General features: G+C 71.5%; 13 protein-coding genes (1 of these 13 only partly in view). 11 read left to right on the top strand and 2 right to left on the bottom strand.

Going from position 1 to position 26850, the window contains the following annotated elements; translation table 11 throughout:
• Positions 1-90 precede the first annotated feature (90 nt).
• Positions 91-3408, bottom strand: a complete 3318-nt coding sequence (locus NE236_RS26270) for a right-handed parallel beta-helix repeat-containing protein (protein ID WP_252844815.1) — start codon at positions 3406-3408, stop codon at positions 91-93.
• 167 nt (positions 3409-3575) lie between these two features.
• On the opposite strand from NE236_RS26270, the gene NE236_RS26265 reads away from it, so the two are divergent.
• Together NE236_RS26265 and NE236_RS26260 are read left to right on the top strand one after the other, a co-directional pair.
• Positions 3576-4799 carry a S8 family serine peptidase gene (locus NE236_RS26265; protein WP_252844814.1) on the top strand — a complete coding sequence of 408 codons (1224 nt, stop codon included), beginning with the start codon at positions 3576-3578 and terminating at the stop codon, positions 4797-4799.
• Between the two features lie 320 nt (positions 4800-5119).
• Complete coding sequence (locus NE236_RS26260) at positions 5120-5731, top strand: sigma-70 family RNA polymerase sigma factor (protein ID WP_252844813.1); 612 nt, start codon at positions 5120-5122, stop codon at positions 5729-5731.
• 130 nt (positions 5732-5861) lie between these two features.
• Here the strand turns inward: NE236_RS26260 and eccCa are convergent, their stop codons facing one another.
• Complete coding sequence (eccCa, locus tag NE236_RS26255) at positions 5862-9809, bottom strand: type VII secretion protein EccCa (protein WP_252844812.1); 3948 nt, start codon at positions 9807-9809, stop codon at positions 5862-5864.
• A gap of 333 nt (positions 9810-10142) precedes the next feature.
• Here eccCa and eccD point away from each other — a divergent pair, with 333 nt between their 5' ends.
• The 9 genes from eccD to NE236_RS26210 form a co-directional block, all read left to right on the top strand.
• Positions 10143-11540, top strand: coding sequence for a type VII secretion integral membrane protein EccD (gene eccD, locus NE236_RS26250; RefSeq protein ID WP_252844811.1), 1398 nt, complete (start codon positions 10143-10145; stop codon positions 11538-11540).
• 33 nt (positions 11541-11573) lie between these two features.
• The gene (gene eccB, locus NE236_RS26245) at positions 11574-13109 is read left to right on the top strand and encodes a type VII secretion protein EccB (RefSeq protein WP_252844810.1); all 1536 of its coding nucleotides are present in this window, start codon (positions 11574-11576) and stop codon (positions 13107-13109) included.
• Between the two features lie 161 nt (positions 13110-13270).
• Positions 13271-13597, top strand: coding sequence for a WXG100 family type VII secretion target (locus NE236_RS26240; protein WP_252844809.1), 327 nt, complete (start codon positions 13271-13273; stop codon positions 13595-13597).
• A gap of 49 nt (positions 13598-13646) precedes the next feature.
• Positions 13647-13970: a WXG100 family type VII secretion target gene (locus tag NE236_RS26235; protein ID WP_252844808.1), complete on the top strand. Its 324-nt coding sequence runs from the start codon at positions 13647-13649 to the stop codon at positions 13968-13970.
• Between the two features lie 124 nt (positions 13971-14094).
• Complete coding sequence (locus NE236_RS26230) at positions 14095-14559, top strand: type VII secretion system-associated protein (RefSeq protein ID WP_252844807.1); 465 nt, start codon at positions 14095-14097, stop codon at positions 14557-14559.
• Between the two features lie 54 nt (positions 14560-14613).
• On the top strand, positions 14614-17898 hold the full coding sequence (locus tag NE236_RS26225) for an AAWKG family protein (RefSeq protein WP_252844806.1): 3285 nt from the start codon (positions 14614-14616) through the stop codon (positions 17896-17898).
• A 53-nt stretch (positions 17899-17951) separates the two neighbouring features.
• Entirely contained in the window at positions 17952-18419 is a 468-nt protein-coding gene (locus tag NE236_RS26220) for a YbaB/EbfC family nucleoid-associated protein (RefSeq protein ID WP_252844805.1), read from the top strand.
• On the top strand, positions 18412-18774 hold the full coding sequence (locus NE236_RS26215; RefSeq protein WP_252844804.1) for a hypothetical protein: 363 nt from the start codon (positions 18412-18414) through the stop codon (positions 18772-18774). Before NE236_RS26220 ends, NE236_RS26215 begins: the two co-directional genes overlap by 8 nt.
• Positions 18775-18783: 9 nt before the next feature.
• Positions 18784-26850 carry the start of a WXG100-like domain-containing protein gene (locus NE236_RS26210; RefSeq protein WP_252844803.1) on the top strand. Its footprint extends 42303 nt past the window's final position, so the window shows 8067 of its 50370 coding nt (coding positions 1-8067); the start codon lies at positions 18784-18786; its stop codon lies beyond the right edge, outside the window.

Here is a 26850-nt window from a genome sequence, read left to right as displayed (position 1 = left end):
GTTTCCACAGGTCAGTGCCGTACATCGGCGTGATTGCAACCGGCATCCCACAGGTCGGCGACCCGTTGATCGCCGGCCTGCGGGGCGTGCTCAGCGCGCGCTGGGGGTGTTCGCGGGTGGCAGGTCCTCGGGCAGCAGAAGGCGCAGGTCCGCCACGCCGGGCGACCGCATCCCGCCGAGCCGCCGCGCCTGATGGGTGATCATCGTCTCCAGCAGCTGCCGGACGAGACGCGCGTTGCCGAAGGTCCGGTCCCGTGGCAGGGCGTCGAGGTACTCGCGCAGTGCCGAGAGCGTCTCTGGAGCGCATTCGTAGCCCCCGGCCGCGGCCTGGTTCCGCATGATGGCGACGAGCTCGTCGGTGCTGTAGTCCTCGAACTCCACCTGCCGCGAGAACCGGGAGGCGAGACCGGGGTTGGAACTCAGGAAGCGCCGCATCTCCTCGGTGTATCCGGCGACGATGACGACCACCTCGTCGCGGTGGTCCTCCATGAGTTTGAGCAGGGTCTCCACCGCCTCACGGCCGAAGTCGTTGGACGCTCCCTCGGGGGTCAGCGTGTACGCCTCGTCGATGAACAGGACACCGCCCAGCGCGCGCTGGAAGACCTCCTTCGTGAGCTGCGCCGTGTGACCCACGTAGCGGCCCACGAGGTCGACGCGTGCCACCTCGACCAGCTGGCCGCGCGGGAGTGCGCCCAGGCTGTGCAGCAGCTCGGCGTAGAGCCGGGCCACGGTGGTCTTGCCGGTACCGGGCGACCCGGTGAAGACGAGATGCCGGCTGAGTCGGGGCACGGGCAGCCCGGCGGCCTCCCGCTGCCGGGCCGTCGCGAGGAGGTCGACGATGTCCTTCACCTCGCGTTTCACGCCGGCCAGGCCGACCATGTCCGACAGCTGGGCCAGCAGCGTCTCGCGCTCCTCGCCCACGGCGCCGTCCGTGGCCGCAGCGTCGCTGACGTCCTCCGGCAGCAACAGGGTGAGGTCGCTCTCCGCCGGGTCGGTCATGGACGCGAGCCGGAACGCCTGCCGCTCGATCATCTCCTCGAAGACCAGGCGCGCCGTACGGCCGTTGCCGAAGGCGGCGTCCCGTGGCATCCGCTCGTAGTGCGCGGAGAGCGCCTGACGCGTGGTCGGGTCCAGTTCGTAGCGGTGGCTCTCGCATATCTTCTCGGTGATCGTGACGAGCTCGTCGACCGAGTAGTTGGTGAACTCGATGGTCCGGCTGAACCGCGAGGCCATGCCCGGATTGGCGGACAGGAACCCCTGCATCTCGGCGGTGTAACCCGCCGCCACCACGACGACCTCGTCGCGGTGGTCCTCCATCAGCTTCACGAGGGTGTCGATGGCCTCGCGGCCGAAGTCGTGCGAGCCGCCCCTGCCCTCGGTGACCAGGGTGTACGCCTCGTCGATGAACAGGACGCCGCCGAGCGCCTCGTTGAATGCCTCCGTCGTCTTGATGGCCGTGGCGCCGACGTACTGGGCGACCAGATCGGCGCGGGAGACCTCCACCAGATGCCCGGAGGAGAGCATGCCAAGGGAGGCGAGGACGCCGCCGTACAACCGGGCGACCGTGGTCTTGCCGGTTCCCGGCGGGCCCGCGAAGATCAGATGCCGGCTCATCGGCGGCACCGGCATGCCGAGCCGGGCCCTGCGCTGCGACAGCTGATTCAGATTGACAAGCGCGCGCACCTGACGTTTCACGCCCTCGAGGCCGATGAGGGACTCCAACTCCTCCAGCGGGCCGGCGGACGCGGGCGCGCGGGTGGCCCTGCCGTCCGGCGTGCCGGTGGCCTCCACGGCGACGTCGTCGCCCCAGGAGTCGGGGACGGCGTTCCCGGAGCCGTCCAGGTCGCGCACTGTCAGCCGGCCGCCGGGGCGTGACTGCCGCAGCCCGGCACCGCGGTTGTCGCGCACGGCACAGCCGGTGACGGAGACGGCCTCCGCGGTGTCGACCCGGACGCCGTCGCCGACGCTCCCGGTGATCTCGCAAGCGTCGAGCGTGGCCCGCGCGCCGGCCGTGAGGAGCACGCCGTGGGCGCCGGAGCCGCTGATCCGCGCCCGGGTGAGGTTCAGGTCGCCGCCCTCGCGTACGACCACGCCGGAGGCGTCGCTCCCGGAGACCGCGCAGTCCTGGATCGTGGCCATCCCGCCGGATTCGACGGCGACCCCGGCGTCGCCGGGGGAGCGGAGATCGCAGTCGCGGAAGGAGACGTTGGCCCCGCTCGCGATGCGCACGGCGGCGCCGCCGGCCCGCTCGACGGCGCAGTGCTCCAGCCGCCCGCGCCCATCCTCGGTGACCTCGACGCCGGTCCCGCCGGGCGCGGTGACCGTCGCGTTACGGACCAGCGGGTTGGCGCCGGTCCGGATGGCGATCGCGGTACCGGCGGCGTCCACGACCTCCAGCCGGTCGAACTCCGCGACGGAGTCCTCCGCCAGCAGCACGGACGCGGACGCGTCGGCACACTCGCGCACCGTCGCGCCGATCAGCGTCGGCGAGCTGGTCCCCACGACGCTGATCGCGGGCGCGGCCGACCCGGCGAACTCGCAGTCCTCGAAGGTGCCGCGCGAGCGTTCGGCGACGGACAGCCCGCTGTCCTTCGTACGGGCCGTCCGGCAGCGCCGCAGCAGCGGATCCGCGCCTCCGGCCAGCACGATGCCGGAACCGGCGGTGATGTCGGTGACCGAGACCTCCTCCAGCGTAGGACGCGACCCGCTGGTCACGTACACGCCGACCGCGCAGTCGCGCACGCTCGTCCGCACGATCCGGGTGGCGCTGTCGCCCTCGAGGGCGATGGCCGGCTTCGAGGTCGTGGAGATCTCGCAGTCCTCGATCGTGCCCTGGGCCTCGCCGTTGGCGAGCACGCCGTTGCCGCGGGCGTCCCGCAGCCGGCAGCCTCGGATCGTCGAGCGGGACTTCTCACCGAGCACGACGGCGGAGGTGCCGAGGTTCTCGATGAGACAGTCCTCGATGATGCTGGCCGCATCCGCGGTGTCGACGATGCCCGCGCCCTCGGCGTTGGTGATCCGGCAGCCGCGCATCGCGAGCGAACCGGACCCGCGGGCCAGGACGGCCGTCCAGCCGGAACCGGCCACGGTGCAGCCCTCCATCGCGACCTGCCCGCGCGCCGCGTCCACGACCGGCACGTCGTCGCCGCCACCGCGCAGCGTGAGGTCCGTGAGCATCACGGCGTCCGCCACGAGCATCACCGCGGTACCGCTCCGCGGACAGATCTCGACGCTGCCCCGGTCCCCGTCGGCCACGATCGTGACCCGGGTCCGGATGAAGAGGCTCTCGGCGTACCGGCCGGGCCGGACACGGATCACCGACCCGGTACGTGCCGCCGCCAGCGCCTCCGCGATTGTCCGGAAAGCGCCTGGCTCTTCCGGGGAGACCGTGAGCAACTGCCGAGACACGCTTGAACCCTCCTCGGGTCGGTGGTGGTGGGGGGGGTGCCGACGAGACATCCATCATGCCGTTCGCGCGGGCCGCTTGACACCCTTGCCCGCAAGGGCTCTGACCAGCGGGGATCCTTGTCCCGGACGACAAGAGAACGACAAGATCGGGTTTCTACGCTGAGCGTATGCGACGTGTCCCCCGGCGTCTGCGCGCCGTGGCGTCGGTGGCCGCCGCCACGGCCTCGCTTCTCGTCTCCGCCTTCCCCGGAGCCGCGGCGGCCACGGCGTACGAACGGCCGTCCGCTGCCGCGCCCGGCCCCGTCGGCCTGCCCGTCATTCCGTCGGTGCTCGCGTCCGGCCGGTCGTGCACCGGCGCGTCCTCCACCGCGGCCCATGCGCAGCCGTGGACGGTGAGCGCGCTAGGGGTGTCCCGGGTCCGAGAGCTCAGCGACGGCGCCGGAGTCACGGTCGGCGTCGTGGACACCGGCGTGGCCGCGAACGTCCCCGCTTTGGCCGGCCGGGTCACCGCGGTGGCGGACGCCGGCCAGGACTGTGTCGGGCACGGCTCCTTCGTGGCCGGCCTGATCGCGGGGCGTGCCGAGGACGCGACCGGCGGCGGGATCGCGCCCCGGGCGCGGATCCTCGCGGTACGCGGCACCGGCAAGAACGGCGTCGCCGCACCCCGAGAGGTCGCGGCCGGCATCCGTGCCGCCGTCGACCGTGGAGCCCGGGTCGTGTACGTCGGCGCGGCCCTGACCGAGGGCAGAGCGGAGCTGACGGCCGCGGTCGTCTACGCCACCCGCAAGGACGCCGTCGTGGTCGCGCCCGCGGCGCCGGACGCCGTGCCCACCTCCGCCGGCGCGGCGGTCTCCGCGCCGCCCGCGCGGCCCTACTTCCCCGCCTTCATCCCGCAGGTGGTCGCGGTCGAGGACTACGGGCCGGACGGCTCACGTCCGCAGGATGCGCCGAACGTCTTCGCCACCGACCTGGCCGCGCCCGGCGACGCCGTCGTGAGCATCGGCCCCAAGGGCTCCGGGAACTACATCGGCTCCGGCTCCTCGCTGGCCGCGGCGTTCGTGGCCGGTACGGCCGCCCTCGTTCGCGCGTACCAGCCCCGGCTGACGGCGGCCGAGGTGGCGAACCGGCTCGTCGCGTCCGCCTACCCTGCGGCGAGGCCCGTCCTGGACCCGTACGCCGCCGTGGCGGCGGTGTCATCCCCGGTGACGGCCCGGCCGACGCCCTCGGCAGCCATGCGGATGCCGGCCCAGACCGCGCACGGCCCCCGTACCCGAGCGTTGATCATCGCTTCGGTCGGAGGCGGGATCGTGGCCCTCGTCGCGTGCGCGGCCGCGATCGTCCCGCTCGGCCGGGCCCGGGGCTGGCGGCCGGCCGGGGACCGGGCCGCCTAGGGCGTGTCCGGGTGCCGGTGGTCCCCCGAGAGAGCTGCCGGCGATTGTCCACCGCGGGGCGATGATCTCCGCACCGGCCGGTCCGCAGCGTTCTGCTTGGGCGGCCCGGCACCGAGAAGGACCGTGTAGAGGGAGGACATCGGTGAGGAAGCACGGCAGGGCGTTGGCCGGTGTCCTGACTCCGCGGGTCACGGTCGGCAAGTCGGCGGCAAGGGCTCGCCAAGACCACAGCTTGATAGTTGAACCTTCATCAACGGCCCAGGTCAAGTAGCACCGTGGCCGGCCCGGAACGACGAATCGTGAGAATGAGGTCGCATTCCATGACGCGCAGCCGAGTGCTGGACCGGCCGCCCGCGGCCGCGTGGCGAGTAGCCGTGCCGCGACGGCATGACGCCCCGCGTGTTCCGGCCCTGCAGCACGATCCGGCGCGCGACGACGCCTTTTCCCGCGTACTGTACGAGCGGCACGGCACCGTGCTGCTCAACTTCGCCCTCCGGCTGTGCAACGGCGACCGGCACCGGGCCGAGGACATCGTCCAGGAGACCGCCGTACGGGCCTGGCAGCACCGCGAGATCCTCGACCCCACGACGGACCGGGTCCGCACCTGGCTGTTCACCGTCGCGCACCGGCTCGTGATCGACCACTACCGCGCGCGGCAGGCCCGGCCGAACGAGGTCGGCGACGACGAGTCCGGTGAATACGCCGTGCCCGATCCGGCCGAGCGCGTGGTCACGTTCCGGGCCGTTCTCGAGGTCATGAACGAGCTCACCGAGCAGCAGCGCGAGGTCCTCATCTACACCTACTACCTCGGCTACAGCGCGGAGCAGACGGCCGCCATACTCGGTCTCGCGCCGGGGACGGTCAAGTCCCGTGCCCACTACGCCATGCGCGCGCTGCGCGCGTCCCTGCGAAACCGTGCCGTGATGGACTGAGTGGCGCCGCTCCGGTGCCCAAGCCTCCGGGGGGCCACCGGCACGCCGGGTCCCCTTGGGCCTGCTCCGGATCGAGCGGCGCCGTTCTCGTGCTCTCGCCCTTCGAGCGGCGCCGCTCGTGTTCTCGCCCTCAGTCGAGCATGGCCGTCTGGATCTGCACGGCCTTGCGCCGGGCGATCCGGATGGCCCGGCCGGGCGGCAGGATGCGGCCCTTGACGTTGCCGAAGAGGTATCCCTCGTCGGGCGGGCAGGACATCAGGAGGGACGGCGTGTTGACCTCCTGCAGCCGGCGCATCATCATTTCGCCCATCCCGCGCCCGGCGCCCGCGGCGGAGCGGGCGACGACCATGTGCAGCCCGACCTCCCACCCGAGGGCGAGGTGGTCGACGATCGGGTCGAACGGATGCTGCATGGGCCCCGCCCCGACCATGTCGTAGTCGTCGACCAGGACGAACAGCCGGGGTCCGCTCCACCAGTCGCACAGCCTCATCCGGGCCGGGGTGATGTCCGGGCCCGGCACGCGCTCCTTGATCGCCTGGCCCGCGCCGGTGACCAGCTCGCGCAGCGCGTCGATGGCGACCGCGTGCCCGAGGCGATAGTCCTCGGGGACCGCCTCGGCCAGCTCACGGCGGTAGTCGACCACCATGATGCGCGCCTCCGCGGGCGTGTACCGCTGGGTCACGGCCCGGGCGACCAGGCGCAGCAGGTTCGTCTTGCCGCTCTCGGTGTCGCCGACGACCACCATGTGCGGGGTCTCGGCGAAGTCGTGCACCACGGGGGAGAGCCGCTCCTGCTCCAGGCCGATCGGCACCCGGAAGTCGCCCTCGGGCGCCGGCAGCTCCCGCACGCTGAGCCGGGCCGGCAGCATCCGCACCGGAGGCGCGACTGGACCGGCCCAGCTCTCGCGCACCGCGGCGACCAGGCCCGCGATGCCGTCGGCGAGGTCGTCGGCGCTCTCCACCGAGTCGATGCGCGGCAGCGCCGTGAGGTAGTGCAGCTTGGTGTCGCGGGTGATGCCGCGTCCGGGGACGCGCGGCACGCTCGCCGCGCGGCGGGTGTCGACCTCCGAGTCCATCGGGTCGCCCATCCGCAGCTCCAGGTGGGTGGCGGCCTGGTCGCGCACGGCCGCCGTGAGCTCCACCCACCGCGCGGTGGTGACGATGAGGTGGATGCCGAAGCTGAGGCCGCGCGCCGCGATCGCGCTGAACGTCTGGATGTACCGGTCGAAGTCCTGGCGCACCGTCGACCAGCCGTCCACGACGAGGAATACGTCTCCGTGCGGCTGGTCGGCGAACTCCCCAGCCGCTCGGCGGCGCCGGTAGGTCGCCATGGAGTCGATGCCGTGGGCGAGGAAGAACTGCTCGCGGTCGGCGAGCAGCGCGGTGACCTCCGCGACGGTGCGGCTGACACGTTCCTCGTCCAGGCGGGTGGCGACCCCGGCGACGTGCGGCAGGCCGGCGATGCCGGCGAGCGTGCCGCCGCCGAAGTCGAGGCAGTAGAACTGCACCTCGCGCGGCGTGTGCGTGAGCGCGAGGGCGGTGATCAACGTGCGGACGAGCGTGCTCTTGCCGCTCTGCGGGCCGCCGGCGATGGCGACGTGCCCGCCGGCCCCGGACAGGTCGACGACCAGCAGGTCGCGGATCTGCTCGAAGGGCCGGTCGACGATGCCCACCGGCACCGTGAGCCCGCCGCGCCGCTCCCAGTCGACGGTCGTCAGGCCGTACTCGTCGTCGGGCGCGAGCGGCGGGAGGATCTGGTCGAGGGCGGGCGGCAGGTCGAGCGGGGGCAGCCATACCTGGTGGGCCGGCGGCCCGGCGTCGCGCAGCCGGTCGACGGCCACCGACAGCAGGGTCTCGGCGGTCTCCTCGGGCTCCTCCGGCGTCTCCTGCACCGGGACGGGGTCGACCTGGGCGACCCGGGAGGCGGACCAGGGGACCACCTGGCTGGCCACTCGCGCCTGGTCGGCCTTGCCGCGTCGCCGGTAGGGACCGGAGGAGTACGCGGCGCGGAACCGGGTGAGCGCCTCCACGCCCGTCTTGAGGAAGCCGGAGCCGGGCTGCGGCGGCAGCTGATGGGCGTCGGGCACGCCCAGCACGCCGCGGCTCTCCATGGCCGAGAACGTGCGCAGGCCGATGCGGTAGGACAGGTGGCTCTCGAGCTGGTGCATCCGGCCCTCGTCGAGCCGCTGGGAGGCCAGCAGAAGGTGGACGCCCAGGCTCCGGCCCAGTCGGCCGATCATGACGAACAGCTCCATGAAGTCGCGGTGCGCGGCGAGCAGCTCACTGAACTCGTCGACCACGACGAAGAGACTGGGCAGCGGCTCCAGGGCGGCCCCGGCCGCACGCGCCTTCTCGTACTCGAGGGCGGAGACGTAGTTGCCCGCGGCGCGCAGCAGCTCCTGACGGCGCATGAGCTCACCGTGCAGCGCGTCCCGCATGCGCGCGACGAGGGACGCCTCGTCGGCCAGGTTGGTGATGACCGCGGAGACGTGCGGCAGCTCGTCCAGGCCGAGGAAGGTCGCGCCGCCCTTGAAATCCACCAGGACGAAGTTGAGCGTCTCGGAGGAGTTGGTCAGCGCCATCGCCAGCACGAGGGTGCGCAGCAGCTCGCTCTTGCCCGAGCCGGTGGCGCCGATCAGCATGCCGTGGGGGCCGGTGCCGCCCTGGGCGGACTCCTTGATGTCCAGCTCCACCAGCTTGCTGTCGGCGCCGACCGCGATCGGCACCTTCAGCCGCTCCGCGGCGGTGCGCTTGTTCCAGAGGGTCTGCGGGTCGTGCCGGTAGAGGTCGGTGATGCCCAGGAGGGTGCCCAGGTCCGTGGTGGCCGACAGCGGCTCGGTGCTCTCGGCCCCGACGCCGAGCCGGTACGGCGCGAGCCGCCGGGCGAACGCGGTCGCGGTCCGCACGCCCAGGGCGTCGGGGCGGCCGAGCAGGGTCAGCTGCTCCTTGCGTTCCCGGTCGGTGCGGACGAGCCGGATCTCGCCGTCGCCCACGTCGAGGCGGAGGGTGGTGCGGCCGGGCCGCCACGTCAGCGCGCCGGACATGTCGAGCACGACGACATTGCGCATGCCGGGGCCGTCCAGCGCGTGCCCGGCGGGCACGGTGCCCCCGTCCACGACGAGCACCGTGTAGGGCTCCTCCCGGGCGGGCATGGCCTCCGGGTCGTACGCCGGCCGCTCCCAGAACTCCGCGCCGAGCATGCCCTCCAACTCCGGGAAGTCCGAGGCGATCATGCGGACCTGGCCGGCGCCGTCGCTGTCGTGCGGGTTCAGGTTGTGCGGCAGCCACTTGACCCACTCCCACTCCGCCAGGCGGTCCGGGGCGACGCAGATCGCGATCCACAGGTCGTCCGGAGAGTGGAAGAGGGCGAGCTGGGCGATCAGGGCGCGGACGGCTCCGCGGATCTGGGTCTCGTCCCCCCGGAACAGCACGCGCGCCCAGGACTGCAGGTAGACGGCGGTGGGCTGGTCGGGCACGGTCGAGTAGGCCCGGACGAAGCCGCGCAGCGCGTGCGCGGTGAGCGGCTCCAGGTCCTGGACCGGCTTCGTCGCCGTGGGCGCCAGCCGCAGGCCCAGCTTCTGGTCGCCGACCGCCAGCCGCGCCTCACCGAAGTCGGGGTCCGAGGGCCGGCGCTCCCACATCCGGGTCGTGCCGACCATGGACCACAGCGTCTGCGGCGCCGGATGCCGCCAGGCCAGGGCGCGCTGCTGGTCCCGTACGGCCGTGCGCACCTTGCGCCGGGTCTGGGAGAGGTAGCGCAGGTAGTCCCGGCGGGCGCCCTTGAGCTTCTCCTTGCGCTCACTGCTCTTGCGCATTCCCTGCCCGACCAGCATGCCCCCGGCGGCGAGGACCATCAGGCCGAGGGCGAGCGGCAGGAAGCTGTTCTTGGCCCCGCTTCCGCGCGTCATGTACATCATCACCATGGCCACCGACATCAGCGCCATGGGCAGGTACGTCCAGACGGCGGAGTTGTCGGGCACGGTCTCGGGCAGCGTGGGTGGTTCCTGAAGGGTGAGCTCCCCCTCGGGCATCTCGGGCGGACGCCGGCGCATCGGCCTGCGGAACAGCACGAAACTCAACGGACGGCCTCCTGGCGTGGTACGACGAAGCGCCGCGCCGGCAGACGGTGGTCGCCGGGCGCGCTCGGCGGAGTGGAGAGCCGCGGAGGGGACCTGCGGAGCAGGCCGGTTGCGTCACCGCGAATCGTACAGCGGAGCGTGCCTCGGCGTCCCGGATCGCGCCCGCGCGGAACTTCGTCCGGATCATTCGCGAATTCGAGGTGAACCATGTGGCGATCGCGTGCGTATGCCCCGAGTGGAGAGCACTGCGCAGACGGACCGACGTGGAGAAACGACCCATTCACGCGCCCGCGCTCGGCGACGGGCGTTCGTGGAAAGAACGAGTGAGCCCCCATGAGCAAGAGCTCGGCGGCGGACCTGTGCCGGCTGACGGTACGCGCCCCCGCCAAGACCATCGACCTGGCCGTACCGGCCGACGTCCCGGTCGCGGACCTGCTCCCCGCCGTGCTCGGTTACGGCGGGGACGACCTCGGCGAGAGCGGGATCGAACACGAGGGCTGGGTGCTCCAGCGCCTGGGCGGACCGCCGTTCGACGAGGACGCCACCCTAGAGTCGCTCGACCTGCGCGACGGCGACACGCTCTACCTGCGGCCCCGCACCGAGGTGCTGCCCGAGGTGCGGCTGGACGACCTGGTGGACGGCATCTCCACCACGATGAAGGACAGCCCGTACGGGTGGAGCCCGCAGGCGAGCCGGCGACTGCTGCGCGGCCTGGCGGTGTTCGTGATGATCGCCGTCCTGGCGGTGCTCGCGCTGCCGAGCGGACCGACCGAGCAGCGGGCCGTGACCGCCGGCGCCGCCGCGCTTCTGCTGCTCGCCGGGGCCGCGGCGGCGAGCCGCGCGGTGGGCGACGCGGCGTCGGCCGCGCTCCTGGGCGTCATGGCCGGTCCGTACCTCATCCTGGCCGGGTGGCTGCTGCCCGGAGGCCGGTTGTCCGGACCGGACGGCTTCGAGGTGGTGGGCGCCCGGCTGCTCGCCGCGTCCGCGGCCGAGGCGGGCGGGGCCGTGCTCGCGCTGGCGTTGGTGGCGGCGTACACGTCGTTGTTCGTCGGCGCGACCGTGCTGGCCTTCGCCGGCGCCCTCGCGGGGGCCCTCATGATGGTCGCGGGCCTCCCGCCGGAGGAGGCGGCCGCGGTGGTCGCCCTGCTCTCGGTCGTGTTCGGCGCGTTCGTGCCGGCCTTGTCGTTCCGGCTGTCCGGGCTGCGCATGCCGCCGCTGCCGACCACCCCCGACCAGCTCCAGGAGGGCATCAAACCGCGTTCGCCGAAGGCCGTGGCCGCTCGTGCCGTCCTGGCGGACGGCTGGATGACGGGGCTGTACGGCACGGTCGGGCTGGCCTGCACCGCCTGCCTGACCGCACTGGCCCACCACGAGGACCTGGCCCAGCTCGTGCTGGCGGCCGCGCTGTCCCTGCTGCTGGTGCTGCACAGCCGCGGCCTCGGCAACGTCTGGCAGCGTCTGTTCCTGGTCCTGCCGGGAGTGTGGGGAGCGGCCACCATCGCCGCCGTCGAGGTCGCCGAGGCCGGACCGACCGGCCGGGTGGTCATCGCGGTGGCGCTGATGGCGGTCACCACGATCCTCCTGATCGCCGGGTGGACGGTGCCCGGCCGCCGGATGGTGCCGTACTGGGGCCGCGCCGCCGAACTCCTGCAGAGCCTGGTCGCGATCAGCATGCTGCCGCTGACCCTGTGGGTCCTCGGCGTGTACGGCGAACTGCGCGCCATCGGCTGACCAGGACACGAGAGCACGACGGAAGAGACGACGATGCAGTCCCGCCGCGACCAGGTCAACGCCCACACGTTCGTCATGAGCCGCATCACGTCGGGGATGCTCCGAGCGGATCCCGACGCGCCCGAGAGCCCCCAGGGCCGTACGAACCGCGGGGTGATCACCGGCATCGTCATCGCCGTGCTGCTGTGCGGCGGGGCGTTCGTCTGGGGCCTGATCTCGCCCGGCCGGTCGGCCTCCTGGCAGAGCCCGGAGAGCCTGATCGTCGACCAGGAGACCGGCGCGTCCTACCTCTACGTGGACGGGCGGCTGCGCCCGGTCCAGAACTACGCGTCGGCGCGGCTCATCGGCGGTTCCAAGCTGACCGCGCACCACGTCCGGACCAAGTCGCTGGACGGGACGCCGCACGGCCAGCCGGTGGGCATCGTCGGGGCGCCCGCCGCGCTGCCGTCGGCCGGCGGTCTGGCCCAAGGGGCATGGGCGGTCTGTTCCGGCACCGGGGTGGCGGGCTCCGCGGCGCCGGTCACGACCCTCGCCATCGGGGTAGGGGACGCCCACGGCGACGGCGCGCTCACGACCGGTCAGGGACTGCTCGTCACCGCGCCCGACGCGCACGTCTACCTGGTGTGGCAGGGCAGCAGGCTGCGGCTGGACCCGAAGGGCGGAGCGGCGACGGCCCTCGGCTTCGGGGGCCGGACACCGAACCCGGTCTCGGCCGCGTTCGTCGACGCGCTTCCGGCGGGACCGGACCTGGCCGCCCCGGTCGTGCCCGGTATGGGCCATGCCGGGCCGTCGCTCGACGGGCACGCGACCCGCGTCGGGCAGGTCTTCAAGATCGGGGTGCTCGGTTCGAAGCCGCGGTACTACCAGCTGCGCCAGGACGGCCTGACGGAGGTCAACACGACCGTCGCCGCCCTGATCCTGGCCGATCCCGCCGTACGCGCCAGGGCGTACGGCGGCAGAACGCCCGACGCGATCGGCATCGCGCCCGACGCCATGACCGGCCGGCTGGCGCGGGACACGACCGCCGCCGGCGCGCTGCCCGAGACGCCGCCGCGCCTGGTCGACCCTCAGCCGGACCAGCACGCCTGCGCCCGGATCCAGCCGACCGCCGTGGGGCCCCGGGTGAGCGTCGCCCTGCAGGACCCGGCCTCGCTCGGCATCGTCGCCCAGGCGGCGACCGCGTCCGCGTGCACGCCCGTGGACCGGATCACCGTGCCGCCCGGAGGGGGCGCGCTGGTGCGCGTCCTGCCGGCGGCGGGCGGCACGGTCGGCGGCGCGACCTACCTCGTGACCGACACGGGCACCAAGTACCGAGTGGGATCCGACTCCGACCTGACGGCGCTCGGGTACTCGTCCGGCCAGGCGGTGGCCATGCCGTCGCCGCTGCTGACCATGCTGCCGACCGGACCGGACCTGAGCGTGGCGGCCGCGCAGGCGGGCGTCTCATCGAGCACCGCGCCGCCCTGCGGTGCTCCAGGCAAGGCGGCGACAACGGATTCGGGCGGGGCGGCGACAGCGGTTCCGGGCAGGGCGGCGAAAACCGGTCCGGGCAAGGCGACGACAAGGTGACGGCAAGTCGGGGTGACTACCACGGAGTACGGAAGGAGACGTGAACCGGTTGGCGGCGGCGCGCGCCGATGGCGGTGCCGACCGAGCGAACCTCGACGCACGATCTCGCTCTCGGTTTCCCGTGAGCACCGAACCAGAGAGGCAGGCGCAGCGTGGCAGGCATGCAGCAGTCAGAGGTCAGGTCGACGAAGAACGGCGTTCAGGCCCTGGAGATGGCCTACACCGGAATCACCAAGATCAAGCAGGACGTCGAGGCGACCCGCTTCAACCTGGCCTCCGGTTACAAGGGCTCGGACGGTCAGGCGTTCCAGGACCTCGTCAACTCCTGGGAGCAGCAGGCGGACGTCATCCTCAAGAACCTGCAGGACATGGTCGACAAGCTCAACCAGACCCTCACCGCGCAGCACCAGCAGCAGGGCTCCAGCAACGACCAGATCAACCAGGGCTACCAGCAGGCCCAGGCCGTCTTCAACGCCCTGCACGGCTGACCCCGGAACGGCCCCGGCTCTTTCCTTCTGACGCGAAACGAGGACATCGATGAGCGAGGACTTCACCGACGGTTTCATCTACGTCGACTACAACCACATGGGCAACGCCGCCGACGACCTGGTCTCCCAGACCAAGGCCATCGCGCAGACGATCTCCAACATGGAGATGGAGCTCGCCGAGCTCAAGAAGCAGTGGATCGGTGACGACGCCCAGGTCTACAACCAGAAGCAGCAGGCCTGGGACAACGCGATCAAGAACATGGAGCAGATCCTCACCAGTCACTCGCAGCTGCTCGACGAGATCTCCGGCAGCTACAAGTACAACGAGAACAGCCTCAGCCAGATGTGGTCCGAGGTGCGGATCGGCGGCTGAGCACCCGCCTTCGGCCGCCCGTCACGTGGGCGGCCGAAGACGGTCGGCATGCGGACAGCGAAATCCCCGGCCGTGAACCGGACCGGCCGGCAGTGGAACTGACAGACCTCGGAAGAGCGGAGCCATGGCGGACAAGAAAAAGCTGGCGCTGGACAAGACGTCGCTGCAGAACTTCGTCAACCACGACATCGCCAACTTCAAGGACACCCTCGACAAGGTCGCGAACAAGACCGACACCGAGGGAACGCCGCCGATCGACTTTCTTCTGGGCAAGGGCGAGAGCACCCCGGAGAACGATTTCTATCGAGTCCACGCGCCACTCGCGATCGGTGGGCTGGCCAAGGACTCGGGGACCGGGGGCAAGGACATCGTCGATCACATCACCGCGTCGGCGGGGTCCATCTCCGACATCTACAAGAAGCAGATCAAGCTCTTCACCGATCTGGAGAAGTACCTCAACGCCACGATCACCAAGCTCATGGACGGCCAGCACGACTCCCTGACGAAGATCGACGGGAAGGCCTTCCTGGACGGCCTGGGCACGGTGCCCAGTGACTTCGACTCGACCGGCGGAAGCCAGACCACCTGACCCCGCTGACTTCCTCCCCTCTTCCGACGCCAAGCCTTCAATGGAGAGCCGATCATGGCGGACCCCGCAGGAGACAAGCCTCCAGCCTCTTCGGTGAACGACCATTGGTACGACGCCATCTTCCTGCTCACCGGCTACAAGCCGTCTGCCAAGCGCGGCGAGATCTTCAAGGACAACCTCTACGGCAACGATGACATTCCGCTGATGAAGGTGGAGATCGACACCTCGGGTGCCTCGCCGACCAACGCGGAGTTGGAGGCCATCAATGACATGTCCTGGCGTTCGAGGAACTCCGGCTGGCGTATCAACGACACCGACTTCGTCGTCCCCTTCTTCGGTCCGACCGACGACTCGTCGGCCAGTACCCTGTCCAAGGGAACGGAAGTGCACATGCGCAGGGCGCGCATCACCCTGCTCGGCACCGATTCGGCACACACCATCCCGCACGGGGGTGTTTCCCTCGGGGGGACGTTCGGGGCAGGATCGCACCTCATGCCGGACGGTTTCCCGGGATGGAACTCCGCGCCGCTCGCCCAGTACAGCTACGGCGGTGGCCTCGCGCTCGAAAAACTGATGTACGAGCCGTACACCACCCAGGGCTTCTCCTTCAACGACGTGGCCGTCGACGACAACGACGCCGTCGATCTCAAGTCCTTCGATAAGGCCGCGCTGGCTTTCAACCGGGCGGCGCTCTTCTTCTTCAACGCCAGGGCGACGATCCAGCAGTGGGAGGACGCGCTGGGATCGGAGGACGCCGCTTGGCGCGGACAGGCGGCCGGCGTCTTCTGGGACATCATCCACCAACTGGGCATCAACTATCAGAATTATACGGATGCTCTTCCGATCGGTGGTTTTGGTGGTTCCAAAGTTGCCGTGAACCTGTTGAATGCGAAGTCGGGTTTCCAGAAGGCGATCGAGAATCTCTATTGGGTCTGGAGTGACTGGGCGCTCCGGTTGGGTAACCCGCTTCGGTGGTTGTATGACATTCTGTTCGACATCACCGACCAGATCTGGCTGAACAACATCACCAAGGTCCGGTGGCACGAGACCTACGGCTACGAGTCTTATAGCAGTTGGAACCAGATCGATGAGGATGGGTGGAGCGGTGACGCGACGACGACAATCGGTGCGAAGAATTACGGCCCCCTGAACTCCAAAACCACGTGGAAGGCGATCGGTGAGGAGGCCATCAAACGCTGGCAGGATTCCACGAACGACTACCTGGGAAAGGCCGCCCAAGAGGCGCTGCGCGCCATCCATAACTCCTGGACCGATGTTCCCGACAGCATCCCCAAGCTCACGACCGTCAACGTCAACCTCGCCGCGGACCTCCAGGCCGACAAGGCGCAGGCCGCGCAGGACAAGGCGGATAAGGCCGCCGCGGACGCCAAGAAGAACCAGGACGACTGGAACAAGAAGCAAGAGCAGTGGCGCAAGGAAGATCTGCAGCACCAGCATGAGATGGAGGAGGAGCAGAAGCAGCAGCGCGACGCGGACCTGAAGCACCAGAAGGAGATCGAGGACGAGCAGAAGCAGCAGCGCGACGCGGACCTGAAGCACCAGAAGGAGCTGGAGGACGAGCAGAAGAAGGAACGCGACGAGGACAAGAAACACCAGAAGGAGGTCGAGGACGAGCAGAAGAAGGAGCAGAAGCAGCAGCAGGACGAGGCCAGGCAGCAGTACCAGGAGCAGCAGAGGCAACAGAAGGAGCAGCAGGACGAGCAGAAGAAGCAGTACGAGGACCAGCAGAGGAAGCAGGAGGAGCAGGAGAGGAAGCAGGAGGAGCTGCAGAAGCGGCAGCAGGACGAGGCCAAGCAGCAGAACGAGCAGCAGATGGCGCTGCAGATGCAAATGCGGAAGGAGGACCAGAAACACCAGGAGGAGCAGGAGAGGAAGCAGGAGGAGCTGCAGAAGCAGCAGCAGGACGAGGCCAGGAAGCAGTACCAGGACCAGCAGAGGCAACAGCAGCAGCAACAGGACGAGCAGAAGAAGCAGTACCAAGAGCAGCAGAAGCACCAGGAGGAGCAGGAGAAGAAGCAGGAGCAGCTGCAGAAGCAGCAGCAGGACGAGGCCAGAAAGCAGTACGAGGAGCAGCGCCAGGATCAGCAGGCGCAGGAGCGGAAACAGGAGGAGCTGCAGAAGCAGCAGCAGGACGAGGCCAAGAAGCAGTACGACCAGCAGCGCCAGGATCAGCAGGCGCAGGAGCGGAAACAGGAGCAGCTGCAGAAGCAGCAGCAGGACGAGGCCAAGAAGCAGTACGACCAGCAGCAGAAGGACATCGCCAAGCAGTACCTGCAGCCGGGGTCCCACGAGATCGTGCAGCCGGGGTCGCAGCTGCAACCCTCGCAGCTGAACAACCACGTGGTTCAGAACCCCGACGGCAGCCTCACCACCGTCTACGGCGACCACAACGGGGTCGGCTTCGACTCGCAGCCGGGGCATCTCCAGCCCGGCCAGGTCCAGAGCCACTCGACCCTGAACCCCGACGGCACCATCACCACCGACTACAGCGACGGCAGCTCGACGACCGTCAACCCGCACACGGGCCTGGAGACGACGACCCACCCGGACGGGTCGACCACCACCGACCACCTGACCCACGGCCACACGCTGACCAACCCGGACGGCAGTCAGAGCACGGTGAACCCCGACGGGACCGTCACGACCCGCTACCCGGACGGCAGCTACACCACGGTCAACCCGAACACGGGCACCGCGGTCACCCACGAGCCGAACGGCCAGACCATCACGACCCCGCTCGACCACGGAGGCGCGTCGCTTCCGTACGCGGGGACGCCCCTCGGCAACGGTGCGACGGCCTCCTACGAGGCCGCCCTGCACGACCTGCCGAGTTCGGGGAGCCCACTGGGCGCTCCCTCCGCGGCGCTCGGCAGCCAGGCCGCGAACCCCACCGCCTTCCCGGTCGGCCAGTCCGGCGGAGTGCTGCCGCCCGCCACGCGCATCGACGGGACCACCACCGGCGGTATGCCCGCCGGAGGGGCAGGGGGGCCGATGATGGGCGGGATGGGTGGCATGGGCGGCATGGGTGGCGGTGACAAGAACGGCAACAGCGAACGGGTGCGTCAGGTCTACGAGGACGAGGAGATCATCCCCGCGGACGGCGGGTCCCTCGGCCGGCGCGCTCGCAGGGGCCGCGGCTACGAGGAGACGGTGCCGGGGGGAAGCCGCACTCCCACCAGCTCCGCCTACAACCCGTACGGGGGAGGCGAGGATCGCCGCCAGACGGAGAGCGGCGACCGAGAGCGCGAGGCATGGGTGCCGGAGGAAGAGGACGTCTGGGGCACGGACGAAGGCGGAGCGCCGGCCGTCATCGGCTGAGCACTGCGGAGCCGGGCCCGATGGTGGCCCGGTACAGGGGAGGAGAACGGACGATGGAGACCGAAGAGTCGATGGAGAGGCGCCTCGCGGAGGCGAGGGAGCGCCTCGAGTCGACCAGGGCGGCGGTGGCCCGGGCTCGGGCCGACCTGAGCAGCTCGTCATCGACCGCGCGGTCCAAGGACCGCTCGGTGGAGGTGACCGTCGGCCCGCAGGGCGAGCTGCAGCGGGTCAAGTTCCTGGACGAGAACTTCCGGACGATGGAGGCGTCGCAGCTGGCCGCCTCGATCGTCGAGGCCGCGAACAAGGGCCGGGCGACCATGGCACGGCGGGTGATCGATACCTTCTCCGCGCTGACCCCGCCCGCCGACGACGCCGACGGCCTCCCCGGCTTCAAGATCGACTTCGAGGAGATCTTCGGGTCGGCCCTGGCAGCCGGGCGGCGCGGACGGGGCACCGCACGCGGCGGCAGGCCGTCCGCGAACCTGCGCGACGAGATAGTGGAGGACGGCAACGATGGGTGAGACGGGCAAATTCACGGCGGACCCGGCGAAGGCCGAAGCGGCCGTCGAGGCCATGGAGTACCTCGGGAACTACGTCTACAACATGGCTGAGCGGTTCCGTAACGGCGTCAACTTCGATCTCTTCGGCAACGACCAAGCCTTCGGGGTCCCGGCCAAACGGGCCGCGATGCAGCTGGTCGACCAGATCGCCACGGGCACCGAGGCGGCGAGCCGGCTCCTGCTGGCCGTCCCGATGGGGCTGCGGACGAACCAGAGGAGCGTCCTGAACCAGCAGTTCCGGGCGCTCACGGCCGTCCAGGACGCCAACAGTCGGGGCGGCTGGCGGACGCCGGGTGGCTCCGGCGGCAGGGAGTAGACGCCGACCGTGTCCGATGAGCCGTGGGGCGGATTCGTCTTCAACGAGGACGATCGCCGGCTGTTCGAGTTCCTGATGGGGATGGCACCGCCCGAGGCCAATCCCGGGCAGATCTTCGGCCTCGCCCAAGCCCCGGAAGACCTGGCGGCCGAGCTGGAGGGCCTGACGCAGCTCATCGAGGACACGCTGGCCAAGGTCGACGGCGCGCTGCCCGACGAGGTCATCGCCCAGTACAAGGCGATGCTCCGGGAGCTCATGGGCTCGAACGGCTACGGCAGCCACATCGACGAGATCAGGGACGGCGCCCTGGCCGCGGCGGCGCAGTTCGGCAGCTGGGCGCGGAGCCTCGGCCAGGCGCAGATCCAGATCGTCTCGACGCTGATCGCGATGCAGATCCAGCTCGCGATCATGTCGGCGATGGCCTTCTTCACCGGCGGGGCCACCCTGGGCGAAGAGGCGGTCGCGTACAACACCGCGCGCCTGAGCCTGACGATGATCCTGCAGCGGCTGGCGGGACTCATCGAGTTCATCGTGCCGACCGCGATCCAGGCGTCCATCGGCGCGCTGATCATGATGGCGGCGAGCCTGATCTCCACCGCGCTCGGATACGGCGACCCGAACCAGCCGATCAACGGGACCTGGGTGGTCGAGGGCGCGGTCGGTGGCGCCCTCGCGGATCTCGGAATCCGCGGCACCGGCGCCGGGCTCAGTGGCCTGGGCAAGTGGTTCGACGGGCTCGTTGGCGACAATTTCAAGAAGTACCTCGACACCAACATCGTCACCGAGCTGAAGAACATCGGCGGCGACTTCGTGAAGATGGGGGTGGGCTCGGGCATCGCCGGGACGCTGGCGCCCGGGCTCGTGGAGGGCTACTGGCACTTCGACCCGATGATGATCGTCGGCGGCGGCATCGGCGGCGCCGCGTTCGGCGCGATCACCCGGGGCGTCCATCTGGGCGTCGGCGGCTACCGCACGCAGAAGATCGGCGGCGGTATCTCCGAGCTGATCGCGGAGGAGCGCCTCGGCGACCCTCCCCCCGAGCCCGAACCCGGCAATGAATTCGGCCCCGGCGGTCCGGGCGGCGGACGGCCGACGCCCGTGCCGGAGTCCTCCCTGGAGGTGCCGCCGCCGCAGAGCACGCGTCCCTCGCCGCCGTCACGTCCGACGACCGTCGAGCCTCCCGAGCGGATCGGTACGGTCGGGGAGAACGACCCGATCCTGCGGACCGGCCTGGAAGACCCGCTGACCTTTAACGGTTCCCACGGCCCGGAGCCCTTCGGCGAGGTCCCGCCCCCGTCGCCGAGCCGTAACCTCCCGCAGTCCGTCGATCCGGCGCTCTCCGAGAGCCCCCTCCCGATCGGCGAGAACCGCGCGTCGCTCCCGCCGCCCGTCCCGGCCTCGGTGTCCGAGCACACGCCGATCACCACTCAGCCGGTACGGCCGGAGCCCCCCGCGCCGAACCCGGCACGTTCCCCACGGCTCACCCCGCTGCCGGAGAACCTTGAATCCCGCCCGGATCCCGTGCCCCCGGTGGAGAGCCTCGCGCCCCGCTCGGACCTGACGTCGCCCGCCGAACCGCTCGCCTCGCGGAACCTCACGACGCCGGAACCCGACGTGCCGGTGCCCTCGCATAACGAGGTGCCGCCGTCCCGGCCGCAGACCACGTCGACGACACCGCCCGGGACGCCACCGCGATCGGAACCGGACCCCCGCACCACCGAGCCGCCCACATCCGTACGGAACGCGCCCCCCGGCGGCGTCGGCGCGGCGCCCGAGACCGTACGGCCGAACGAGACGACGACGCGTACGGGTGATTCCGGGGCGCAGACGGAGCCGTCCGCCGAGCCGCTTACGAAGCCGCCCGCCGTGCCGGTCCGGACGGAGTCCGGAAGCTCGCCCGCGTCCGGTGAGCGGGCGGCCGGGCCGCAGCCCGGCAGAGGTCCGGGCACGTCCACGGGCACCGGTCCGCGGCCCGAATCGGAGACGCCGCCCACGCCCGTACCCACCGAGACCGGCTCCACGCCCAAGGCTGCGGAGCCCGGCGAGCGGTCGCAGAACCCGCCCCCGGCCACCGGCCGGGGTCCCGTGCGCGACACCCCGGAGCCGGCACCGCAGGGGCGGGTGGACCGGCGCGCGACCGTGGAGGACGTTCCCGACGAGGGAGAATCGCTCACGACGCCGCGCGAGGCGAACACCTCCGCCACCGAGGCGCCCCCGTCGCCCGTACGGACGGAGTCCACGTCGGCGGAGTCGGCGCGGCACGACGGAGCCGCGCAGGACCCGCCCCCGGCGCCCGGGCGCGAACACCTCATGTCGGACGACCCGCCGCCCGCGGGCCATCGGCCGGATGACGTCCTGGTGGACCTGGAGGCCCTCGGGCGCGAGGACGTCACGCCGAACTTCGGGTTCGACCCCGCCGATCCGGCGGCGACGGAACGGCTGCACGCGGGCGAGGCGGAGTGGAGGGAGCGGTACGCCGGGCGGCCCGAGGACGATGACCCACGCTCCACCGGGCGGCCCGTGGAGGAGAACGGCCGGCGCTTCGGGCGGCTCCAGGAGGAGGACCGCCGGTACCGGCAGCAGCGGGCGGCCGACGACCAGGTCGACGCGACCATCGCCGCGTACCACGAGTCGAACACGCACGGCGTGCCAGACCGGGGGGCGAACGCCGACCCGGGAATCCGCCTCCGCGAGGCGAGGTTCCCCGACGACCTCACCCGGCCCGTCACCGAGGCCTATCGCGCCGCTCTCGCCGAGGACGAGAAAGAGCGGGCGAACCCGCCTCGGAGAGTGCTCGGGGGACAGGCGCTGGTCGACCGGCCCGCGACGCTGCAGCAGCGGCTCACCGCCAAGCTCGAGACGGTCTTCGAGACTCACGAATACTCCGGGTCACCGCACGAGGTGGCCGAGCTGCTGCTGCGACGGGACCAGGCTTCGGAGCCGGAGGGCTGGGCGCGGAAGGCGGGCGTGCCGGACGACCTCGTGGAGGCGGTCGCCGAGGGATACCGCACGGCCCGTGCCGAGCACCACCGGGCCCAGGACCAGGGGGAAGAGGTCCGGCCCTTTGAGGAGCACCTGGCCGACGTGCTGGAGTCCCGGCTGTACGGCAGCGACCACGGACTGAACATCCCCGCGGTGACCGACCGGCTGATCCGCGAGCAGGCGCGCCTCGACGCCGACAGGACGCGGCCGTGGACGTTCGAGGTCCGGGACCGGTTCGACGCGCGCTGGAAGCCGGAGTTCGACCGCTACGTGAAGGGCGAGCTGACCCGGGAGCAGTTCCAGCAGCGGTTCGATGACCTGGTCGAGGGGCTGCACGATCAGCTCGAGCTGGAGGCCGCGGTCTCCTCGGTGCGCATGAGCGCGGAGGAGGAGTTCGACGCGGTCGCGACGGACGCGCGGTACTCGCCGGCCGAGGAGGCGCGGCTGCGGGCGCGGTTCCTCGCCGAGACCGAGGCCGACGTGCGCCGCATCGCCGAGCGGCTCGGCATCAACGGCGAGCGGGTGGACGAGGGGCCGGCGCAGTTCCTCACCGTACGGGAGGCGGCGCTACGCCTTCGGGTCGGCCCTGCGGAGATGGAGAGCCTGCTCGACGGCGGCAAGGTCAGGTCGGTGACGACCGGGGCCACGCGCCGCGTACCCGTGGACGCCCTCGCCGAGCACGTCCGCGGCGACGGGCCGACGCAGCGCCTGACCGTCAAAGAGGCGGCGCGACGACTCCGGATCGAGCGTGCGCAGATGGACCGCCTGCTCGCGAGGCGCGAGGTCAGGGGGAGCACGCGCCGCGTGACCACGGAGGCCCTCGCCGACTACGTCGGCCGGCCTCGCGAAAGCGGCCCCGGGGTCTGGGACCTGTTCCACACGGAGGCCAACGCGCGCGCCGTCGAGCTGTTGCGGGGCCTGCCCACCCGGCTGGAGCTCGAACACGAGGCCGACCTCCACTTCCGGCGCACCGCGGAGGCAGCGGGTCTGGACACCGCCTCCGACCAGGCGCGGGACCTGCGGACGCAGTACGGCGCGGAGTTCGAGGCCCGTACGCGGACCCTCCCGGACGGCCGGGAGACGCGCACGGTCGAGTACGCCGACTTCGAACGGCAGGCGGCGGAGTTCGGGCCGGCGCTGCGGGACCTCGACGAACGCTGGACGGCCCGTCTCCGCGCCCGGATGACCGAGGCCGCCCTGGTCGACCGCGCCCAAGAGGAGGTCGGCGACCACGAGATGTACTGGCGGGAGATGTCCGAGCGCCCTCGCGCGGAGCGCGACGGCGTCGACTACGAGGCGGTGATCGAGGGCTTCCGCGCCGACCTGCGGGCCGAGAGCACCCGGCTCCTCGGCGGCCGCCCGCCCGAGGAGCTGACCGCCCGCGACTGGGAGAACCACGTTCAGGAGCTGACCGCGGCGTACGAGCGCCTGGCCGAGCAACTGCCCGCGCGGCTCGACGAGCAGGCGGGCCTGTCGGCGATGCTGCGCCGGGTGGACCAGGCGCTCGACGGCACCGGCAGGCCGGAACAGCACGTCGAGCGGGTCCGCGCGGACGCCCACGCGACCCTGACCGATGCGTACCGGTCCGTGGTCGGCCGCCCCGAGGAGGGTCTCTGGTCCGGCGACGAACTCACAAGCCGCGAGGAGGCTTTCTACCGGGGCCACTTCCTGCCCTACCGCGCCTCGCTGAACGATCGGCTGCGGTTCGAGGCGACCGTCGAGCAGAAGCTCGGCGAGGCGGGCCGCCGGTTCAACGAGCTGACCGCCGCGGTGAGCGAGCTCACCGGCCGGGCGCGGCGACGGTACACGATGACCGAGGCGACGTTCGAGGCGGTCTCCAACGACGCCCGGGCCGACTGGGCGAAGCTCCAGCACGAGGTCATGGGGCCGCGCGACCGAGACGTGGCGAAGTGGCTGGAGCTGGAGCGGTCCGGCGGCGACGCCTTCGGCAGCGCCCACCGGGAGAGCTGGGAGCAGTTCCAGAAGGAGGCCGACGCGCCCAGGCTGGCCCGGCTGCGCGAGCAGGCGGCGGTGGAGAGCGCCCGGGCGCGCGAGCGGCTGATGACCATCTACCGGGACCTGATCGCCCGTTCCGAGGCGCGGGAGGCCCTGGATCGGACCTTCCAGGAGGAACGCCCGGACCTGCGGTCCCCGCACGCGCTCGCCGACTACCGGACCGGCGCGGAGTCGCTCAGGACACGTCTCCGCGCCGAGATGGAGGCGGCCGCGACCGAGGAGACGCGCGCCGCGGTGCTGGCCGAGGCGCGCGAGGGCCTCGCGGCCCTCCGCGAGCAGGTCGACGCCAGGGAACAGGTGTACCGGGACTGGCACCGGAACCCCGAGTGGACTCTGGATTTCCGGCAGCTGGAGCTGACCCGTACCCCGCTCGCGGAGTGGGAACGGCGTGCCGGGCTCGTGCCCGAACCGGCGACCGAGCCGGTGCCGCCGGCCCGCCCGGAGCTCGTGCCCGCCGTCTCGGAAGGGCCGGTGGACCGGCGGGCGTACGCCGAGGACGTCACGGACGAGGCGAACGCGCCCGTCGAGCACCTCGAGCAGGCTCAGCTGCTGCTCCAGGAGACGTCGCCGGAGCTCCTCGAGGCACCGCCCGAGGTCCGGGAGACGCCGGCGGCACCGCGCCCGGCGAGGCCGGTGGTGGCCGAGGCCCGGGCGACCGAAGGGCTGGCCCGCCTGCGCGCCGAGGTCGAGCAGCGCGACCAGGCGCATCTGGCGTTCGACGCGGTGCTCGACGAACAGCCGGACCGCGGCTTCATGTTCGGGGTGCTCGAGCAGGTCGAGAGCGCGCGTGAGTGGTTCGTCCAGCAGTGGACGACCACGGAACCGGAGAGCCGCAGCGGGCTGGAGGCCGAGCTCACCCGGCGGCTCGACGAGGCGCGGGCGGTCGCCAACGCACGCGACGCGTTCGCTCGGGAGGTCGTCTTCTCACGGCCGACAATGCGCAGCATGGACCCGGCCTTCCACCACAGCCCCCAGGCCACCGCGCTGCGGGACGAGTTCGTCCAGGCGACGACCGACGGCCCCGCCCCGACGGGGGACGTACGGACCGGGCTGGTGAAGGACTTCCGGGCGAGGTACGACAGCGCGGCGCTCGCGTGGCGGCAGCAGCAGCGCGCGAACCAGGCGACCGAGTCCGCGCCGCCCACCGGGGAGTCGGCGCCGGCGACGCAGGAGCAGCAGGGCGCCGGCGACCAGGACCGCGGCGACGTCCCGCAGCACGAGGCGGTGCCGGAAGGCCCGCGCGAGGCCCCCACCGGCCGCCCGCCGAGCCTGGAATGGACGCCGGAGGTGGCGTCCTGGTACCGGAACGAACAGGCCGAGATCGCCAAGCGGTTCGGCGAGTTCACGGCCGGCCGGACTTTCGACGAACGGGCGCAGGTCCGGCTGGAGTCCGACTACCGGCGGCTCCTCGACGCGCTGTACGACGTCGCCGAGCGCCGCGACCCTGCGCAGCGGGAGTTCACCGAGTTCCTGGCCGCGCAGAGCGACGGCCAGGTGACGCTGAGGTCCTGGGGCATGGCCGTCTGGGTCCGGAGCCACCTCGACGTTCTGCGCGGCCAGGTCGACGACGTGCGCGACTCCTACGTCGACGACCACCTCAACGCCACCGCCGAGGCCGAGGCACGGCGGCACGGGTGGCAGTTCGTCGAAGCGCCGTCCCACGCGCGGCCCGGCGACTGGCGCACCCACGCCTCGCAGGCCATGCAGACCGGGCTGTTCACGAAGTACGAGGACGTCCACGCCCGGCAGAAGATCTTTGAGTCGTGGCTCGCGGACAACGTCGGGGAGGCTCAGGGCGAGTACCTGGACGAGATCCGGGACCGGGCGGGGGAGACGTTCGACCGCCGGACCTCCCTCGGTGACGGGCCGCGGCCGGAGAACCTCGACGGTCTACGGAACGAGCTGGACCTGGAGGCCGCCCAGCGGGTCGCTGTGCAGTACGGGCTGGGGAGGTACGAGCAGAGCTTCGAGAGGTGGTTCGCGGGCCGGAGCCGGCGCCTGGGCGGCTCGCCGGACTCCTCGCTCACGGCCGTGGTCACCGAGACCGTCGCCTCGTCCGTACGCGAGGGACAGCTCGGGGAGTTCCGGCAGAGGTGGCAGAGCGTCGTATCCGAGCTCTTCGATGGCGTCTCGAACGTCCGCGCCCGCCTGCCGGAGCTCGTCCCGGAGATCCAGCGCCAGGCCGACGAACGCCTGCGGGAGCTCACCGGCGACGACCTGTGGAGCGCCTTCGACCGGCGGGCCCTCCACGCGTCCGAACATGAGCGGCTCAGCAAGCTCCTCTCCGTCACCGTCGACTCCTTCAAGGACCATCTGTCCGAGTTCGACCAGGAGCTGCTGACCGCGTTCGGCGCCGAGAACACCATGCCGTCGGGGCCCGGCCGGAACCAGGTCCTGAGCGACGCGTGGCGCGAGCTCGACACCGCGTATGCCGAGACCTTCCCGCCCGGAACCGAGATCACCGCCGAGATGGAGCAGCGGTGGCGGACGAGGTTCGACACGGTGACCGAGTCGCTGCCATCCAGGCTGGCGCTGCAGACCGCGCGTGAGGGCGCGCTGACCCGCACCCTCGGCGACGTGGACACCGCGATCAAGGCGTGGCGGACCGCGCCGCCGGAGGGGATCGAGGAGTTCCGGGAGCGGTTCGGCGTCCAGTTCGGCGGCGAACCGCCCGGCGGCGTGCGGCGCTCCCTGCAGCAGTCCGTCGCCCGGTCGGTGAACGACCGGTTCGGTGAGCTGTTCACCGGCGAGCAGAGCGGAACGCCGGCGGAACGGCTCGAACAGTGGCGATCCTGGTACGGCGAGACCATCGGCGACGACCGGATGCGCGCGTTGATCGCGCGTGAGACGGCGCGGCAGGGCGTGGCCGCGAAGGCCCGGCAGGCCGTCGCCGGGGCGTACGCGAACTGGCGGCAGGACCATCCCGGGCAGTCCCTGCCCGAGGACGGCCTCGACCGGGTGGGCACGGGCCTGACCGAGCGGATGATGACGACCTACGACGGGGTCTTCGGCGGGACCCTCGAGCGGCCGGAGGACCTGACGCGCCTCGCGCCGGAGTGGGACCCGCAGGTGGAGCGG

The organism is Actinoallomurus purpureus (assembly GCF_024055795.1).
Taxonomy (GTDB): Bacteria; Actinomycetota; Actinomycetes; order Streptosporangiales; family Streptosporangiaceae; genus Actinoallomurus; species Actinoallomurus purpureus.
This window is presented reverse-complemented; position numbering and strand designations above follow the sequence as displayed.